The 16350-nt window shown below is 67.2% G+C and carries 16 protein-coding genes and 2 tRNA genes; 16 read left to right on the forward strand and 2 right to left on the reverse strand.

Features of this window, described 5'->3' with window-relative positions; all coding sequences use genetic code 11:
* The first annotated feature begins 20 nt into the window (after positions 1 to 20).
* The 3 genes from rsfS (at position 21) to IEX33_RS08445 (ending at position 863) form a co-directional block, all read left to right on the forward strand.
* Complete coding sequence (gene rsfS, locus IEX33_RS08435) at positions 21 to 422, forward strand: ribosome silencing factor (RefSeq protein WP_188729342.1); 402 nt, start codon at positions 21 to 23, stop codon at positions 420 to 422.
* 113 nt (positions 423 to 535) lie between these two features.
* Positions 536 to 611 (forward strand) — tRNA-Ala (locus IEX33_RS08440).
* A gap of 179 nt (positions 612 to 790) precedes the next feature.
* A tRNA-Ala gene (locus tag IEX33_RS08445) sits at positions 791 to 863 on the forward strand.
* Positions 864 to 959: 96 nt separating this feature from the next.
* Here IEX33_RS08445 and IEX33_RS08450 read toward each other — a convergent pair.
* Positions 960 to 2282: a class I SAM-dependent methyltransferase gene (locus tag IEX33_RS08450; protein WP_188729345.1), complete on the reverse strand. Its 1323-nt coding sequence runs from the start codon at positions 2280 to 2282 to the stop codon at positions 960 to 962.
* 66 nt (positions 2283 to 2348) lie between these two features.
* On the opposite strand from IEX33_RS08450, the gene IEX33_RS08455 reads away from it, so the two are divergent.
* The 6 genes from IEX33_RS08455 (at position 2349) to IEX33_RS08480 (ending at position 9344) form a co-directional block, all read left to right on the forward strand.
* Entirely contained in the window at positions 2349 to 3431 is a 1083-nt protein-coding gene (locus IEX33_RS08455) for an FAD-dependent oxidoreductase (protein WP_188729347.1), read from the forward strand.
* Positions 3432 to 3500: 69 nt separating this feature from the next.
* Positions 3501 to 4706 carry a class I SAM-dependent methyltransferase gene (locus IEX33_RS08460; RefSeq protein WP_188729348.1) on the forward strand — a complete coding sequence of 402 codons (1206 nt, stop codon included), beginning with the start codon at positions 3501 to 3503 and terminating at the stop codon, positions 4704 to 4706.
* Positions 4707 to 4916: 210 nt separating this feature from the next.
* Positions 4917 to 6119, forward strand: coding sequence for an ROK family transcriptional regulator (locus IEX33_RS08465; protein ID WP_188730095.1), 1203 nt, complete (start codon positions 4917 to 4919; stop codon positions 6117 to 6119).
* A gap of 115 nt (positions 6120 to 6234) precedes the next feature.
* Positions 6235 to 7587, forward strand: coding sequence for an extracellular solute-binding protein (locus IEX33_RS08470; protein ID WP_188729349.1), 1353 nt, complete (start codon positions 6235 to 6237; stop codon positions 7585 to 7587).
* 3 nt (positions 7588 to 7590) lie between these two features.
* Positions 7591 to 8472, forward strand: coding sequence for a carbohydrate ABC transporter permease (locus IEX33_RS08475; protein ID WP_188729350.1), 882 nt, complete (start codon positions 7591 to 7593; stop codon positions 8470 to 8472).
* Positions 8469 to 9344 carry a carbohydrate ABC transporter permease gene (locus IEX33_RS08480; RefSeq protein ID WP_188729351.1) on the forward strand — a complete coding sequence of 292 codons (876 nt, stop codon included), beginning with the start codon at positions 8469 to 8471 and terminating at the stop codon, positions 9342 to 9344. Before IEX33_RS08475 ends, IEX33_RS08480 begins: the two co-directional genes overlap by 4 nt.
* A gap of 42 nt (positions 9345 to 9386) precedes the next feature.
* Here IEX33_RS08480 and IEX33_RS08485 read toward each other — a convergent pair whose 3' ends face one another.
* Positions 9387 to 9590 (reverse strand): hypothetical protein, encoded by a 204-nt coding sequence (locus tag IEX33_RS08485; protein ID WP_188729352.1) that lies wholly within the window; start codon positions 9588 to 9590, stop codon positions 9387 to 9389.
* A gap of 140 nt (positions 9591 to 9730) precedes the next feature.
* Here IEX33_RS08485 and IEX33_RS08490 point away from each other — a divergent pair, with 140 nt between their 5' ends.
* From IEX33_RS08490 to IEX33_RS08520, 7 genes are all read left to right on the forward strand, one after another.
* Positions 9731 to 10738: an AAA family ATPase gene (locus IEX33_RS08490; RefSeq protein WP_188729353.1), complete on the forward strand. Its 1008-nt coding sequence runs from the start codon at positions 9731 to 9733 to the stop codon at positions 10736 to 10738.
* An 8-nt stretch (positions 10739 to 10746) separates the two neighbouring features.
* A complete protein-coding gene (locus IEX33_RS08495) occupies positions 10747 to 11646 on the forward strand; it encodes a DUF58 domain-containing protein (protein ID WP_188729355.1) in 900 nt (299 codons plus the stop codon).
* Positions 11636 to 12106, forward strand: a complete 471-nt coding sequence (locus tag IEX33_RS08500) for a hypothetical protein (protein ID WP_188729357.1) — start codon at positions 11636 to 11638, stop codon at positions 12104 to 12106. The genes IEX33_RS08495 and IEX33_RS08500 overlap by 11 nt, the downstream gene beginning before the upstream one ends.
* Positions 12097 to 13086: a vWA domain-containing protein gene (locus IEX33_RS08505; RefSeq protein WP_188729360.1), complete on the forward strand. Its 990-nt coding sequence runs from the start codon at positions 12097 to 12099 to the stop codon at positions 13084 to 13086. The genes IEX33_RS08500 and IEX33_RS08505 overlap by 10 nt, the downstream gene beginning before the upstream one ends.
* Positions 13083 to 14261, forward strand: a complete 1179-nt coding sequence (locus IEX33_RS08510) for a vWA domain-containing protein (RefSeq protein WP_188729363.1) — start codon at positions 13083 to 13085, stop codon at positions 14259 to 14261. Before IEX33_RS08505 ends, IEX33_RS08510 begins: the two co-directional genes overlap by 4 nt.
* A complete protein-coding gene (locus IEX33_RS08515; protein WP_188729365.1) occupies positions 14258 to 15019 on the forward strand; it encodes a hypothetical protein in 762 nt (253 codons plus the stop codon). The genes IEX33_RS08510 and IEX33_RS08515 overlap by 4 nt, the downstream gene beginning before the upstream one ends.
* Positions 15020 to 15342: 323 nt before the next feature.
* Positions 15343 to 16305 (forward strand): methylenetetrahydrofolate reductase, encoded by a 963-nt coding sequence (locus IEX33_RS08520; protein ID WP_188729366.1) that lies wholly within the window; start codon positions 15343 to 15345, stop codon positions 16303 to 16305.
* Positions 16306 to 16350 lie beyond the last annotated feature (45 nt).

Below are 16350 nucleotides of genomic sequence, written 5' to 3' on the forward strand. Positions count from 1 at the left end.
TTAACCCAACAAGGAGTCACGTGACTGCATCAGAATCGTCCATCACCATAGCCCGCACAGCCGCCAGGGCAGCCGCGGACAAGATTGCCCAGGATATTGTTGCCCTGGACGTCAGCGAGCGGCTTGCCCTGGCCGACGTATTCCTCATCGCCTCGGCACCCAGCGAACGCCAGGTCAACGCCATCGTTGACGGAATTGAGGAAGAACTCGCCAAGCAGGACCTGCGGCCCGTCCGGCGTGAAGGCCGCTCCGGCGGCCGCTGGGTGCTGCTCGATTACTCGGACATTGTCATCCACGTCCAGCATGAGGAGGACCGGGTGTTCTACGCCCTGGAACGCCTCTGGAAGGACTGCCCCGTGGTGGACCTGCAGCTCGGGGACGACACGTCGGCCAAAGCCACCGCGGGGTCCGAGACCGAATAATTCCGCGGAATCGCGCGGAATATGCCCGATTTGGAATTTTCGGAATTGCTGTTCTAAGATATTTGAGTTGCTTCGGGGAAAGCCGAAAAAGCTCGAAAGAGCAGCAATAGTTCGGGGCTGTGGCGCAGCTGGTAGCGCACCTGCATGGCATGCAGGGGGTCAGGGGTTCGAGTCCCCTCAGCTCCACCAATCGATCCGCCGGAATCACTGCGATTCCGGCGGATTTTTTGTTGCCGTGTCCCGCGGACCCCGCCGGCAGGCCCTGACGGACCGCAGCCCGGGACACGGCACCACGATTGGCGTGCGGGGCGAAAGTGCATTAAGCTGAACAGGTTGCTTCGGGGATTCACTCCGAAAGCGGCAAGTCCGGGGCTGTGGCGCAGCTGGTAGCGCACCTGCATGGCATGCAGGGGGTCAGGGGTTCGAGTCCCCTCAGCTCCACCGGCAGACATCCTGCATCAAGCCGGAAGGCGCAGGAGCATCGGAAGGGACGGTCCCCATCGGGACCGTCCCTTCCTCTTTTAATTTTTCTCTCCTTTAGAGCCAGGCTGTCCGCCGCAGCGGGGGCTCCTCACCGCCGGGCCGCTGGACCAGGACCTGGTTGACGCCCGTCAGGCCGCCCTCAAAGCCAAGCGCGCTGGAAGCCATATACAACCGCCAGACCCGCGCCCTGCCCAGGCTGGCGAGTTTCACGGCGTGGTCCCAGTTGGCCTCCAGCCGGTTGACCCAGGCACGCAGGGTCAACGCATAGTGCCGCCGCAGCGCCTCCACATCCAGGACCTCGAATCCGGCGCCCTCCAGGGCGGCCACCATCTCGCCAAGGCTGATCATCTCCCCGTCCGGAAACACGTAGCGCGGAATGAACGAATCAGGATCCGGCTTGGTGGGCCCGGCGTTCCAGGAAATTGCATGGTTCAGCAGCCGCCCGCCGGGCCGGAGCAGGCTGAACAAAGCGGCCGCGTAGGCTGGCGTCTGCTCCCTGCCCACATGTTCGGACATCCCGATGGAGCTGATGGCGTCGAAAGGGCCGTCCCCGACGTCCCGGTAGTCCTGGACCCGGATGTCCACCCGCTCCGTCAGGCCGGCCTCGGCGGCCCGCTTCCGTGCAAGGTTTGCCTGCTCCGTGGAAAGGGTGATTCCCACCACTGTTGCGCCGTACTTTCCGGCAGCATGGAGGGCGAAACTTCCCCAGCCGCAGCCTACGTCCAGCACCCGCATTCCCGGCTGCAGGCCCAGCTTCCGGCACACCAGGTCCAGTTTTGCCTCCTGGGCTTCATCCAGGCCGGCGGCGAGCCGGTCGCCCGACTCCGGGGATTCCGTGCCGTAGCTGCCGTCCGGCCAGACCGCGCACGAATAGACCATGGACTGCCCCAGCACCAGGGCGTAGAAATCGTTGCCCACATCGTAGTGATGGGAGATGGCTGCCGAGTCGCGCCGGCGCGAATGCAGCCGGCCCTTCTTCACCAGTTTTGCCTCCTCCGGCGGCGGCGCCGGATTGGGGCCCAGCGCGCCCAGCCGGACGGCCGTGCGGAGCAGCGTCCACATTTCCCGGGCCGTGAGCCGCCGGAACGGACCGGGCTCCGCGAACTTCCCGGCTGAACTCAACGCGGTGAACGCCGCGAAGATGTCCCCGGGCGAATCGATGTCGCCCGCCACGTAGGCACGGCTCAGGCCGAGCTGGCCCGGGGACCACAGGATCCGGCGGAGGGCCCGGCGGGAACGGAACTCCAGGACAGGTGCCCCCTCTGGCCCTGCCTCTGACCCGTCCCAGGCCCGCAGGCGCAATGGTATGTCTTCGGTGTCCAGCACAACTGACAGGGCCTGGGCCAGGCGCTCTGCGTGTCCTTTGCTTGTGGTCATGGTGGTCCTCCCGTCTCCATGGGCCAAGACTAAGGCCGGGAGACGCCCCGCGACTATCATGGGGGAGTGAATTCTGCCCGTGCCGACGTCGTTGTTATCGGCGCGGGCCAGGCCGGGCTCTCGGCTGCCTATCACCTTCAGCGCCGTGGCGTTGACCACCTAATTTTCGACGCCGAGGATGGTCCCGGCGGTGCGTGGCGGCACCGGTGGAAGAGCCTGCGGATGGAAACGGTCAACGGCATCAGTGATCTTCCCGGTATAGCCAAGCCCGCCGTGGATCCGCGCGAGCCCAGCTCGGAATTCCTGGCACGCTACTTCAGCGACTACGAGGAGGAACTGGGGCTGTCCGTCCGGCGGCCCGTGAAGGTCCACGCGGTCAGCAGGGAGGACGCGGACCCTGCCGGCCTGCTCGGGATCGCCACATCGGACGGAGACTGGACAGCCAGGGCGGTCATCAACGCCACCGGCACCTGGACCCGCCCGTTCTGGCCCATCTACCCCGGGCGGTCCACCTTCCGCGGACGCCAGCTCCACGTGGCGGACTACGTCTCCGCGGAGGAGTTCAAGGGACAGCACGTGATAGTGGTGGGCGGCGGCATCTCGGCTGTAGGCCTCCTTGACGAAATATCGCACGTCACCAGCACCAGCTGGTTCACCCGCCGGGAACCGGTGTGGCGGGATGAGGAATTCGACGCCAAGGCAGGACACGACGCGGTGGCCCTGGTGGAGGAACGGGTCCGCAGGGGCTTGCCGCCGCAGAGCGTGGTGTCGGTGACCGGCCTGATCCGGACGCCGGCACTCAAAGTGGCGGCGGCCAGGGGCGCCCTGGACCGGCAGCCGATGTTCACCTCCATAGAGCCCGGCGGCGTGAGGCTTGCTGACGGAGGTTTCCGGCCCGCAGATGCGATCCTGTGGGCCACCGGGTTCCGTGCGGAGCTGGAGCATCTCGCGCCGCTGCACCTGCGGGGATCCGGCGGCGGCATAGCGATGCAAGGAACCCAGGTAGCCTCGGAACCCCGCGTCCACCTGGTCGGTTACGGGCCGTCGTCGTCCACGATCGGGGCCAACAGAGCCGGACGCGCCGCCGTGGCGGCCATCCTCAAACTCCCCGGGATCAGTCCGGCGGCAACACCAGTAAGTTGGGGCTGACGGCCCGTGCCCGGTCCACGCACCCCAGCAAACGCACACAGCACACGCACAACGGAAGCGGCAGAACACGTGGCATCAGACAATCTTGGGGACGTCTTCAGCGCACTTCGGCGGAGGCCGGATGTGGAAGCGCCCAACCTGCAGGCGTGGGACGCCACGGACCGGCTCCTGCTGGAAGCAGCTGCGGACTTGGTTCCTGGCGGAAGCACGGTTGCCGTCATCGGGGACCGGTACGGTGCCCTGACCCTCGGTGCCCTGGCCACGCTCAGCCCGGCTTCGGTGCGCGTGCACCAGGACCTGATTACGGGAGAGCGCGCGTTGCAGCTCAACGCGGCCGCATGTCGCAACGCCGCCCACGTGCCGGAGGCCACAGCACGAACGTCCGGCGGCGGAGCCGCGGACCAGCCCGGCTTCACGCAGCTGCCGCTCGGGCCTGAGCTCCTTGCCGGCGCCCAGGCGGTGCTTTTGCAGTTGCCCAAGACCCTGGCTGAACTGGATGAAGTTGCTGCCGCCGTGGCCCGGTACGCCGCGCCTGACGTCACGCTGCTCGCGGGCGGGCGGGTCAAGCACATGTCCCTCGGCATGAACTCCGTGCTGGAACGGCACTTCCGCTCGGTCCGGCCCCAGCTTGCCCGGCAGAAATCCCGCGTGATCCTGGCGGGCGGGCCGCAGGGGAGCGGGGAGCAGGAGCGCTATCCCGTCGTCGAACACCTCGCCGAACTCGACCTCAAGGTCGCCGCCCACGGTGCCGTCTTCGCAGGCACCAAACTGGACATTGGCACCAGGTTCCTGCTGACGTTCCTTCCCTCCATGACGGCGGCCCGGCACGCCGTCGACCTCGGCTGCGGCACCGGAATCCTTGCCGCCATGTACGCCCGGCAGCACCCCGGTTCGCAGGTGACCGCCACGGACCAGTCCGCCGCTGCCGTGGCGTCCGCCCAGGCCACGGCGCAAGCCAACGGCCTGGCTGAGCGCATTACGGTCCTGCAGGACGACGCGCTCAGCACCATGCCGGACCGCAGCGTGGACCTGGTCCTGCTCAACCCGCCGTTCCACGTAGGTGCGGGCGTCCATGCCGGGGCAGGATTGAAAATGATTGAAGCCGCGGGCAGGGTGCTCGCTCCGAAGGGAGAACTGTGGACGGTCTTCAACCGCCACCTGCCCTACCTGCCGGCGCTTGAGCGGCACGTCGGGCCAACCGTGGTGAAGGGCCGGAACCCCAAGTTCACGGTGACCTTGAGCACCCGCCGCGGCGCGGACCCGGCAGGGGCCTGAACCGTGGCCCGCAGCCTGCCGGGCAGCCCACCTTCGCTGCCGGGCCCGCGCACCGGGGCCGCGCCGCGCCGTCGTGCCGTCCTATGGGTCTCTGACCACGCGTAACGTACGATTCAAGCATCACCATATGTACGTGGCCGAAGACGTTTAGGGGACGCTGTGACTGAGATCCGCCAATCCTCTCCGAGGCGCGGAACCAACCTGCCCAAAATGGGGGACTTCAACCTCACGGTGATCCTGGACGCCATCCGAAGGTCCTCCGGCGGCCTCAGCCGCGTGGAACTTGCCCAGATTGTGGGCCTGTCGCCGCAGACCATCTCCAACATCTCACGGCGCCTCCTGGACCAGAACCTGATCGTGGAAGCCGGCAAGGAAGGCAGCGGCCCGGGCAAGCCCCGCACCATCCTCCGGCTCAACCCTGGCGGTGTGTACGCCCTCGGCGTCCACCTCGATCCCGCGGTGACCACGTTCGTGGTCCTGGACCTCGTGGGATCGGTGGTGCGGCATTCCCGGATCAAAACCCCCGGCGGCAACGACCCCTCGGCGGTCATCACCACCATCGCGGCCGAGATCGACCAGTTGGTGGAGGATTCCGGCGTGGACCGGGAGCGGATCGCCGGCCTGGGAGTGGCCGCACCGGGCCCCATCGACCTGGACAACGGCACTGTGGTGGATCCGCCGCTGCTGCCCGGCTGGGACAGGGTGGAACTGCGCAGCGCCCTTTCCGAAGCCACCGGATACTCGGTCCTGGTGGACAAGGACGTCACGAGCGCGGCCGTAGCGGAAACCTGGGCCGGCGGCCCCAGCGGTTCCGGCAGCTTCATCTTCATGTACATGGGCACCGGCATAGGCTGCGGCATTGTCCTCAATGACGAGGTGATCCGGGGAACCTCCGGAAATGCCGGCGAGATCGGCCACATCATTGTGGATCCTGACGGCGCCCCCTGTGATTGCGGCCTGCGCGGCTGCGTAAAATCCACCTGCATCCCGCAGGTGCTGGTATCCGAAGCGGAAGACGCCGGCATCCTGGACGGCTCCCGTTCAGGCAACAGCGGAGCGGAAATCCAGCAGAGCTTTTCCCGGTTGTGCGACCTCGCGGACCAGGGCAACGAACAGGCCCTTGCCATCATCGACCGGTCCGCGGTGCGCGTGGCCCGGGCGGTGGCCGTGGTGACCAACACGCTGGACGTTGAACGGGTGGTGTTCGGCGGGCCGTTCTGGAGCCGCCTGGCGGACCGCTACCTCGAGAAGATCCCGGCGCTGCTGGACGCTCACAGCGACACCCGGCTCATCCATCCCATCGAGGTTGTGGGCACCGGGGTGGGGGACGACGTCGGCGCCATCGGGGCGGCTTCCCTCGTCCTGGAACATACGCTGGCCCCGCGGGCGCAGCGGCTCCTCCTCGAGAGCTGACCCGGCGGGCTGTGCGCAGCGCCTTGCCTGCCGCAGGACGTCCATCTAGCATGTGCTTACTGTGCGGTTTGGGGCCCGCCAAACAGGGCCGCCGCCATCGACCGAATGGAGCGCCATGCGTCGCCGGGCCCTGAAGACCATGTCCCTGATTGCCGCGGCAACGGTAGCTCTGGCGGCCTGCAGCCCGGGCGATCCTGGCGCTTCGTCCAAAACCCTGAAAGTGGCCTACCAGAAAACGGACTCCTTCACCGCCCTGGACACCATGCTCCAGGCCGCCAAGCAGGAGTTTGAGTCGGCGAACCAGGGAGTGACCGTTGAGCTGCAGCCCATCCAGGCCAACGACGACGACTACGGGACAAAACTGGCCCTTGCCCTGCGCTCGCCATCCACGGCGCCCGACGTTTTTTACGAGGACACGTTCAAAGTCCGCTCCGACGTGGACGCCGGCTACCTGCTGAAGCTGGACAGCTACCTGGAGGGCTGGGAGGAATGGGACACGTTCGACGACGGCGCCAAGGCGGCAGGGCGTGCGGACGACGGCGGGACGTACGCAGTGCCCCTGGGCACCGACACCCGCGCCATCTGGTACAACCGGAAAGTCCTGGAAGCTGCCGGGGTCACCCTTCCCTGGGAGCCGCGCAGCTGGCAGGACATCCTGGACACGGCGAGGAAGATCAAGGCCAACGACCCCACCGTTGTCCCGTTCAACATGTACGCGGGCAAGGGAACAGGCGAGGGAACCGTCATGCAGAGCTTCTACGAGCTGCTGTACGGCACGGGATCCTCGCTCTATGACGAAGAGACCGGGAAATGGGTGGTGGGCTCGGCCGGCTTCCAGGACTCGCTGGCCTTCCTCAAGACCCTTTATGACGAACAGCTGGCCGTTTCTCCAGCCGAGGCCCTCGATGCCAACGTGTGGAAGAAAGTGTTCGGGGAATGGCTCCCCAACGCAAAGATGGGCGCCACGGTTGAAGGGTCCTACGCGCCGTCGTTCTGGCAGGATGGCGGAAGCTATGAGTGGCCGGGCTACGAACAGGAGATGGGCGTTGCCCCCTTCCCCACCCAGGACGGCCAGGCGCCGGGGGCTGTGAGCATGTCCGGCGGCTGGACGCTGGCGCTCGGGGCGGAGACCAAGGAGCCTGAGCTGGCGTTCAGCTTCCTGACAACTGCGCTCAACGAACAGAACTCCCTCAGCTTTACCGTGGAAAGCTCGCAGATCGCCGTCCGGAAAGACGTGGCCGCCGACCCCGGGTACCTTGACGCCAACCCGTTCGTCAGGGATGTCTCCGCCCTCGTTTCGGTGACGAAGTACCGCCCTGCAACTGCCGACTACCCCCGTATTTCCGCGGCTGTCCAGGAAGCCACCGAGGCGGTCATCACCGGCACCAGGTCGCCCCAGGAAGCGGCTGCGGACTATGACGCCGCCGTGGCGGACATCGTGGGTGCCGCCAAGACCGTCCGGAAGTAGCGGGTGCGGTCTCCAGACACGGCACGGCAACTGCTCCGTTACCTTCCGGTCCTTCCTGCTGTCCTGCTCCTCCTTGTCTTCCTGGCGGGCCCCGTGCTCTGGGCCTTCCACGCATCCCTCACTGACGCCGGCCTCACCGGCCGCAGTGCCCGCAATCCCTCATGGGTGGGGCTGGAGAACTACCAGCGGCTGCTGACGGATCCCGTGTTCCCGCTCTCCGTCCTCCTCACGGTGGTGTTCGTGGCGGGTTCGGCGGTGCTCGGGCAGAACTTGCTGGGCCTCGCGCTGGCCGTGCTGATGCGGCGGGCACGGCCGCTGGTGTCCGCCGTCGTCGGCACCACCGTGGTGGCCGCCTGGGTGCTGCCGGAAATCGTGGCCGCCTTCGCCGCCTATGCGTACTTCAGCGGGGACGGGACCCTGAACCAGCTACTGGGCGGCCTGGGACTTGTCCGGCAGGAGTGGCTGTACGCCTTTCCCATGGTGGCCGTGATGCTCGCCAACGTGTGGCGGGGGACAGCCTTTTCCATGCTGGTGTACCGGGCCGCATTGAATGAGGTTCCGGCGGAGGTGACCGAGGCGGCCCAGATGGATGGAGCCCACGGCTGGCAGCGGTTCGCGTTCATAACGCTGCCGATGATCCGGGGGAGCATCACCACCAACCTGATGCTGATCACGCTGCAGACCCTCGCCGTCTTTACGCTCGTCTGGGTGATGACGGCGGGCGGGCCCGCCAACGCCAGCACCACCCTGCCTGTCCTTGCCTACCAGGAGGCCTTCAAGTTCGGGGATATCGGGTACGGGACAGCCGTGGCTTCGGTGCTGATCCTGATCGGCGCCGTCTTTGGACTGGCATACGTGCGGCTGCTCCGGGAGCCCCGGCCATGACCGCCCCCGCCAGGACGCTGGGCAGCCTTCCGCTCCGGCCCGCCGCGCCCAGACGGCGCCACGCCAGCAGCACCCCGGCTGACCTGGTGCTGCTTCTGATCGGCGCCTGCTTTCTGCTGCCTCTGCTCTGGCTCATCCTGGCTTCGCTGGACGCCGAAGCCGGGCATGAGCTGAAGCTTCCGGACCGGGCCGGCCTGGGCAACTTCGCCGCAGTGCTGACGCCGGAGTTGCTGCTCCGGCCCTTATGGAACAGTGTGCTGCTGTCCGGGGGGACGGCCACGGTCACCGTTGTGGCCGCTGTACTGGCGGCCTACCCGCTGTCCCGCTACCGGTCCAGGTTCAACCGGCCCTTCATGTACACCGTCCTCTTTGGGACCTGCCTGCCCATCACGGCGATCATGGTCCCCGTGTATGGGCTCTTCGTCCAGCTTGAACTGCTTGACTCGATGACTGCCACCATCTTCTTTATGGCCACCACCACCTTGCCCATGGCCATCTGGATGACCCGGAACTTCATGGAGGGCGTGCCGGTGTCGCTGGAAGAAGCAGCCTGGGTGGATGGCGCATCGCGGATGACGGCACTGCGGACCATTGTCCTGCCGCTGATGAAGCAGGGGCTGGGGGTGGTGTTCATTTTTGTGTTCATCCAGGCCTGGGGAAACTTCTTCGTCCCATTCGTGCTGCTCCTCTCGGAGGCACGGCAGCCCGCGGCGGTGTCCATCTTCAGCTTCTTCGGACAGCATGGTGCAGTGGCCTACGGCCAGCTGGCCGCATTCTCCATTCTGTATTCGCTGCCGGTGCTGGTTCTCTACGTCATCGTGGCGAGGGGCGGCAGCGGTTCCTTTGCCCTGTCCGGAGCGGTGCGGGGCTGAACGGGCTTTGCTGCCGCAGCCGGACGGGCAGGAGGAACGGTTTCAGTCGATGTCCTCCAGGACCACACCGAACGGAAGGGTCTCGTCGAGGTGGGCCTGGTGGCCGGTGGCACCCGGGTTGTACGTGACCCGTACTCCATGAAGCTTGTCCGCAGCGGACTGCTGCAGGACGGGCTTGACGGTGCTGATGAACATCTCGCTTTTGTCGGCGAGAAACTCCTTGTAACTGGCTGGAAGCTCGCTCATGCCAAAAGGATAGACCTGGCAACGGCTGATGGGGAGGGGTCCCCATTGTCCAAAATGCCGGAGCGGTCTTGGATAGGATGGCGGGCGGAGTGCAGCCGGCCGGCAGCCACGCCCAGTTCAGCCACCAGGGGGAAAATCCAGTGCTTTCGACCAGTGCGTCCGCGAGAATCGAACCCACGGAACTGGCCCGGGCACAGCAGGTGGCGGCGAATATTGCCGGCAGCTTTGACGCGAAGGTTGTGGGGCAGGCCCGGCTGCGTGAATCGCTGCTGGTGGGACTGCTGACCGGCGGGCATATCCTCCTGGAAAGCGTCCCGGGCCTTGCCAAGACCACGGCCGCCCAGGCCGTTGCAGAGGCAGTGAGCGCCGACTTCCGGCGGATCCAGTGCACCCCGGACCTGCTGCCCAGCGACATTGTGGGAACCCAGATCTACGATGCCGCCAACGGCACGTTCCTCACGCAGCTGGGACCGGTCCACGCCAACATTGTGCTCCTGGACGAAATCAACCGTTCCAGCGCCAAAACGCAGAGCGCCATGCTTGAGGCAATGCAGGAACGCCAGACCTCCATCGGCGGCCAGGAGTACCGGCTGCCCTCGCCCTTCCTGGTCCTGGCCACCCAGAACCCCATCGAGCAGGAGGGCACCTACCAGCTGCCGGAAGCCCAGATGGACCGTTTCATGCTCAAGGACGTGCTGGACTATCCGTCCCCCGCGGAGGAAGCCGAGATCATCCGGCGCATCGATGCCGGGGTGTACACGCCGGAGCAGGTGCCCGCCGCCGCCGCCTCCCTGGAGGCCGTCACCGCCGCCCAGGAACTGGTCCGGCGTGTCTACATCGATCCCGCCGTCATCAATTACATCGTGGGGCTGGTCTTCGTCACCAGGAACGCCCACCAGTACATCGACTCCCGGCTGGCCGGCTTCATCGAGTTCGGCGCGAGCCCCCGGGCCAGTATCGCCTTCAGCCAGGCCGCCCGTGCGGTGGCACTGCTGAACGGCAGGGACCACGTCATTCCCGAGGACGTCAAAACGCTGGCCCACCGGGTACTGCGGCACCGGCTGATCCTGAACTTCGACGCAGTGGCGGAACAAGTGCGGGTGGAAACGGTGATTGACGCCGTCGTCGCTGCCGTCCAGACGCCCTGAGGCCCTGCGTGACCAGCCTCCTCCAGCGGGTGAAGTCGGACATGGCCATCTTCGCCCACCGCAAAGCCCGCGGCATGCTCGACGGCGAGTACGGCTCGGTGTTCCGCGGCCGCAGCCTGGACTTCGATGACCTCCGCGCTTATATCCCGGGGGACGAGGTCCGCGACATTGACTGGAAGGCATCCGCTCGGCACGGTTCACCGCTGATCAGGCGCTACGTGGCGGTCCGCCGGCAGACAGTGCTCCTGGTCACCGACACCGGCCGCAACATGGCCGCTGCGGCCCGCAGCGGGGAAACAAAAAAGGACATCGCGGTGATGGCCCTGGGCGTTATGGGGTACCTTGCCCACCGGCACGGCGACGTGGTGGGGCTGGTGTCCGGCGATTCCGCGGGCACGACGGCGTTTCCCGCCAAGGGCGGCGAGGCCCACCTTGAACGCCTCCTCCGGCGGGTGGACTCAGCGGCAACACTGGACGCCGCGCCCAGCAGGCTCGAGGTCCAGCTGGACCATGTTGCGCGGACCATCAAAAGCCGCAACCTGCTGTTCATCGTCGCCGATGAACTGGCGGCAAGCCCGGCCACCAGCCAGCTGCTCCGCCGCCTCCAGGCCCAGCACGAGATCCTCTGGCTCACCGTCCGGGACGCCGGGCTCGTCCCGGACGAACCCCTCCTGCCGCCGGACCAGGTTCCGGACTCCTACAGCGTTTCCGGCTCCTACCCGCTCCTTGCACACCTCGCCCGGGACCCGGCGGTCGCCTCCGCCTATGCCACCGCCGTCGCCGAACGCGACACCGGCCGGAAAGCCATGCTGCGCCAGGCCGGCATCACGGAGGGCGAAGTGGCGTGCAGCCGGGACGTGGTGACCGCGCTGTTCGCTCTCCTGGAAAGGCACCGTCGTGCAGGCTGACTCCGGGTTCTACGGCCCCCTGCAGTATGGCCCGGAATGGATGTGGGCCGGCGTGGCGCTGCTGGTCCTGGTGGCCGCCTGGTATGTCTTTGTGCTGGCAGCCACGCGCAGGCCGCTGGAGGCGCACGGCATGCAGCGTCCTCCCCAGCTGACGGACCTGGCAGCACTCAAGGCCGCGTACCTGCAGCGGATCGATGATGTGGAACGGGACGCCGCCGCCGGAACGCGGAGCGCCCGCGACTCCCACCAGGAAATCAGCCTCCTGCTGAGGAAGTTCGTCCGCGACGCCACCGGAGTGGACGCGCCCCGCATGACGCAGGCGGACCTGGCCAGGCATCCCCTTCCCGCGGCTGCGGCCGCCGTCGGAGCCCTGTACCCGGCCGCGTTCGGCCCCGACCCCGTTCCTTCCGTAGCCTCGTCCGCTGCCGCAGCCCGAAGGGCGGTGCAGGCATGGAATTGATGTGGTGGTGGCTGCTTCCCCCCGCCGCGGTGGCGGCAGGCGCAGCCTGGTGGGCAGCCAAACGGACCGACAGCACAGCCAACGCACGACGACGGCCGGTGGCGCATGCGGACCGGCTCACCCTCCTCCCGGAATACCAGGCGGCCCTGCGGCGGCACCGCCGCTGGCTTGCGGTCGCCCTGATCGCCTGCGCCGCGCTGCTCGCCTCCACGGCGGTGGCAGCAGCCCGGCCCGCCGGGGTGACAACCACGCGGCCCGAACAGCACAACCGGGACATCATGCTGTGTTTGGACACCTCGGGTTCCATGAGCAGCGCCGACGCCGCGGTGGTGGACGTCTTCGCCACACTCGCTGCGGAGTTCGATGGAGAACGGATCAGCCTCACCATCTTTGACAGCACGGCCATCCAGGTATTTCCGCTGACCGACGACTACCACTACGCCCGGGAGCAGTTGGAGCTGGCCCGGGACGCGTTCGACGGCAAGCCCGGCAGTTCCGGATTCCTGGACGGAACGTGGAGCGGCCGGGGCTCCTCCCTGATCGGGGACGGCCTGGCATCCTGCCTCAACAGCTTCCCGCGCACCGCCGGCCAGCCGCAGCGTTCGCGGTCCGTGGTCCTGGCGACGGACAACTTCCTCTCCGGGGAGCCCATCATGACCCTTGCCGAAGCCGCAGCCATCGCACAAGACAGGGCGGTGCACGTCTACGCGCTCAATCCGGGGGACCTCGACTACGGCGCCGGCCCGGACCAGCCAGGGGCGCAGTTGCGGGCCGCGGCAGAGTCCACCGGCGGGGCCTACTATGCGCTGGACAACCCCGAGGCCGTGCCGGGAGTGGTGCGGGGCGTCGAGAAAACGGAGAAAACAGCGCTCCGCGGCGCCCCGCGGGCTGTCGTCTCCGATGAGCCGGGCCTTCCGTTGGCCGCTGCCCTCCTGTCCGGACTGGTCCTCGCGGTTGCCGGCTGGCGGTTGCGGCCATGACCCTCCAGCCGGTGCTGCCCTGGTGGCTGCTTCTTCCCCTCATCGCTGCCGCCGTGGCCGTCCTGGTATGGCAGCTCCGCAGGCCTGGGAACAGCCGGCATCAGCGCGGAAGGGCGGGCCGCCGCGCCGGGGTCCGGCACACCATGCTGGTCCTGTTGCTGGTGGGGGCTTCGCTGCGCCCGGGGCTGCCGGGAGGAACGGCCCAGGCGGCAACGGCCGACCTGAACGTGTTCTTCGTGGTGGACACCACCACCAGCATGGTGGCGGAGGACTACGGCAACGCGGAACCACGGATGGCGGGGGTACGGAAGGACATCGCGGCCATCGCCGAAGAATTGCCCGGTGCCCGGTTCTCGGTCATCACCTTCGACACCGCGGCCCACGTCCGGATGCCCCTGACCACCGACACGTTGGCGCTGGATACGATCACGTCCGTCCTCGAGCCTCAGGTGACCGCCTATGCCAAGGGAAGCAGTATCACGGCGGCCCGCGAGGTGCTTTCCGAACGCCTGAGCCTTGCCAGGCAGAGCCACCCCGGGCGGCTCCGGCTTGTGTTCTACCTCGGCGACGGCGAACAGACCAGCGCAAAAGCACCGGCGCCGATGGATCTCGAGGACGGCCTGGTGGCCGGGGGAGCGGTGCTGGGCTACGGCACTGCGGGCGGTGGCAGGATGCGGGAGAACACCGGGGAGGAGTACGACGACGGGTCCACACCAGGTGGTGACGCCTCCTATCTCCGGGACAGCAGCGGTGATGGCGCCGGATATGCACTTTCCAGGATTGATGAAGGCCGGCTCCAGCAGATCGCGGGGCAATTGGGTGTGCCCTACGTGCACCGGTCAGCCGGGAACTCCGCCGCCCCGATGCTGCAGGACGCCCGCCCCGCCGCCTTGGACGCCGGCGCCCTCACGAACGCCGGCCAGGACGGCTCCCTGGCCGCACGGACCGAGCTTTACTGGATCCCGGCAGCAGGCGCCTTTGTCCTGGGCCTTTGGGAGCTGGTCCTGCTCCTTCGGCAGTCCCGCGAACTCCGCAGCATACCGGCGGGCCCTCCTTCACGCACCGCTCCTTCACGCACCGCTCCTTCACACACCGCTCCTTCATGCACCGCTCCGGCGGCGGCCGGGCGCTCCAGCGTCCACAAAACCAGCGGCAGCAAGGCGGTTATCCGATGACGTCCGCCAAGCATGGCGTGGACCGGCGGACGGCAAGACGGCGCCTCCTGGCCTGGTCAGCCGTACCCGTGATCCTCATGCTGTGTGTTGCGGCCAAACTCCTGAGCCTTGGCCTGCTGGGAGCGCGGGCTGCCGGCGCCTATGAAGCGAACGTCGCCGCATCGGTCCGGTCCGCGGCGGAGGCACTCCACGTCGTGAACCTTATTGAACCGCACAAGGCGCCCTTCGCTGCCGGGGACGCGGACGTCCTTGCCGGGGACTTCGCAGCCGCCCGGCTCCGGTTCGAGGAAGCGCTTGGCCTCGTCCCTCCCCGCCAATCCGGATCGGCCGGGGAATGCGTTATCAGGGTGAACCTGGTCCTGGCCATTGAGCGGCTTGGCGACGAAAAGCTCGGTGCGGAGGACCCGGCGGCGGCCGCCTCCCTGTTCGAGGAAGCGATCGCAGCCGTCGCGGCGGCGCCGGACGGCTGTTTATCCGACCGGCACCCGGCCGGGACGGGGGACAGGCTTGCAGGAGCGGAAGCACGGCTGCAGGAAAAGCTCTCCGACGCCCGCCAGGTGCAGGACCAGGAGCCGGCCCAGGAAACCGGGCCGGAGGAAAGCCCCGGCGAGGGCAGCGAGGATTCCGCGCAGCAACGCAAGCTCGAACAACTGGAAGACAGTGCCCGGCAGGCCCAGCGTGAGCGCAACAGCGGCCGCGAAAGGGAGGACTACCTGGACGGCTCCGGCGACTCTGCCGGCACCAGCCGGCCGTGGTAGCGTACCGGCGCGAAACAAAATTCCGTGGGGACGAGCTGCAGGCCGTAAAACTGCGTCTTAATTCGGGAGCCAACTTGAAAGCGGTACCTGTCCCTCATAGAGTCTTATACAAGTTACCGAGGTAACGTGTCAGCGATCCTCCTTCTGGAGGGTGTGGGTGCCCCCATGTGGGCCTGACATTTGCTCACGGAGAACTTCAATCCAGGCGTAACAGTCGCGGCTGCGTCCTGTGGAGTTCTTCCGTGTTCCCCAAACTCAAATTCATTGCCGGTCCGCCGTCGCATTCGACGGCAGCCCCCAATGGCCCAAAGCCAAGGATGCAAATGTCTCCACCAAGCCTTATTGACACACACCCGAATCTCTCCGACACCGCTCCGGTGGCGCTCTCCTACGAGCTGTTCCCGCCCCGGTCGCCGGCAGCCGCGGAAACCCTCTGGACCACCATCCGGGAACTCGAAACCACCGCACCTGACTACGTGTCCGTCACCTATGGTGCGAGCGGCTCAAACCGGGACACCGCCGTCGAACTCATCAACCGGCTCCTGCTGGAAACCACCCTCCGGCCGCTGGCGCACCTGACGTGCGTCGGCAACACGCCCCAGGAACTGGCGGGAATCATCGGTGAACTGCTGGACACCGGGGTGCGCGGGATCCTGGCGCTCCGCGGCGACCTGCCCAAGGACGGCGCGGCGCCGGTTGCCGGTTCGCTCCGGTACGCCCAGGACCTGATCGAGCTGATCCGCCGCGTCGAGCAGCGCCGCTCGGCACTGCTCTGCGCCGGAAAGATCGCGGTAGGCGTGGCGGCGTACCCCACCCGCCACCCGGAGTCGCCCAGCGAGGAGCACGACGTCGAGGTGCTGCTTGCCAAGCAGCGTTCCGGCGCGGACTTCGCCATCACGCAGGTCTTCTTCCACACTGACCAGTACGCGGACCTCCTCACCAGGGCACGCCGTGCAGGGGTCACCATCCCGATCATCCCTGGAGTCATGCCCCTCACCAGCCTCCGGCGCGTCAGGCGCCTCGGCGAACTGACCGGCGTGGAGCCCGCTCCCGAGCTGCTGGAACGCCTGGCCTCAGCGGACAATGACATCGAACGCCTCCGCATTGGTGTCGATGCCACGGTGGACCTTGCCAACGCAGCCCTGCAGGCCGGCGCACCCGGCATCCACATCTACACCTTCAATGAGCACCAGAGTGCCTTGGAGCTGCTGGACAAGCTGGCCCTTCCGCGGCGTACGCATTCCGGCATCCGCCCGGATGCAGCTGCCCGCCAGCTCGCCAGCTGACGCACGCCTTCCTGCACTGAATCTTTCCGCCCACGGCGGACCTGT

Source organism: Pseudarthrobacter scleromae, from assembly GCF_014644515.1.
GTDB lineage: Bacteria > Actinomycetota > Actinomycetes > Actinomycetales > Micrococcaceae > Arthrobacter > Arthrobacter scleromae.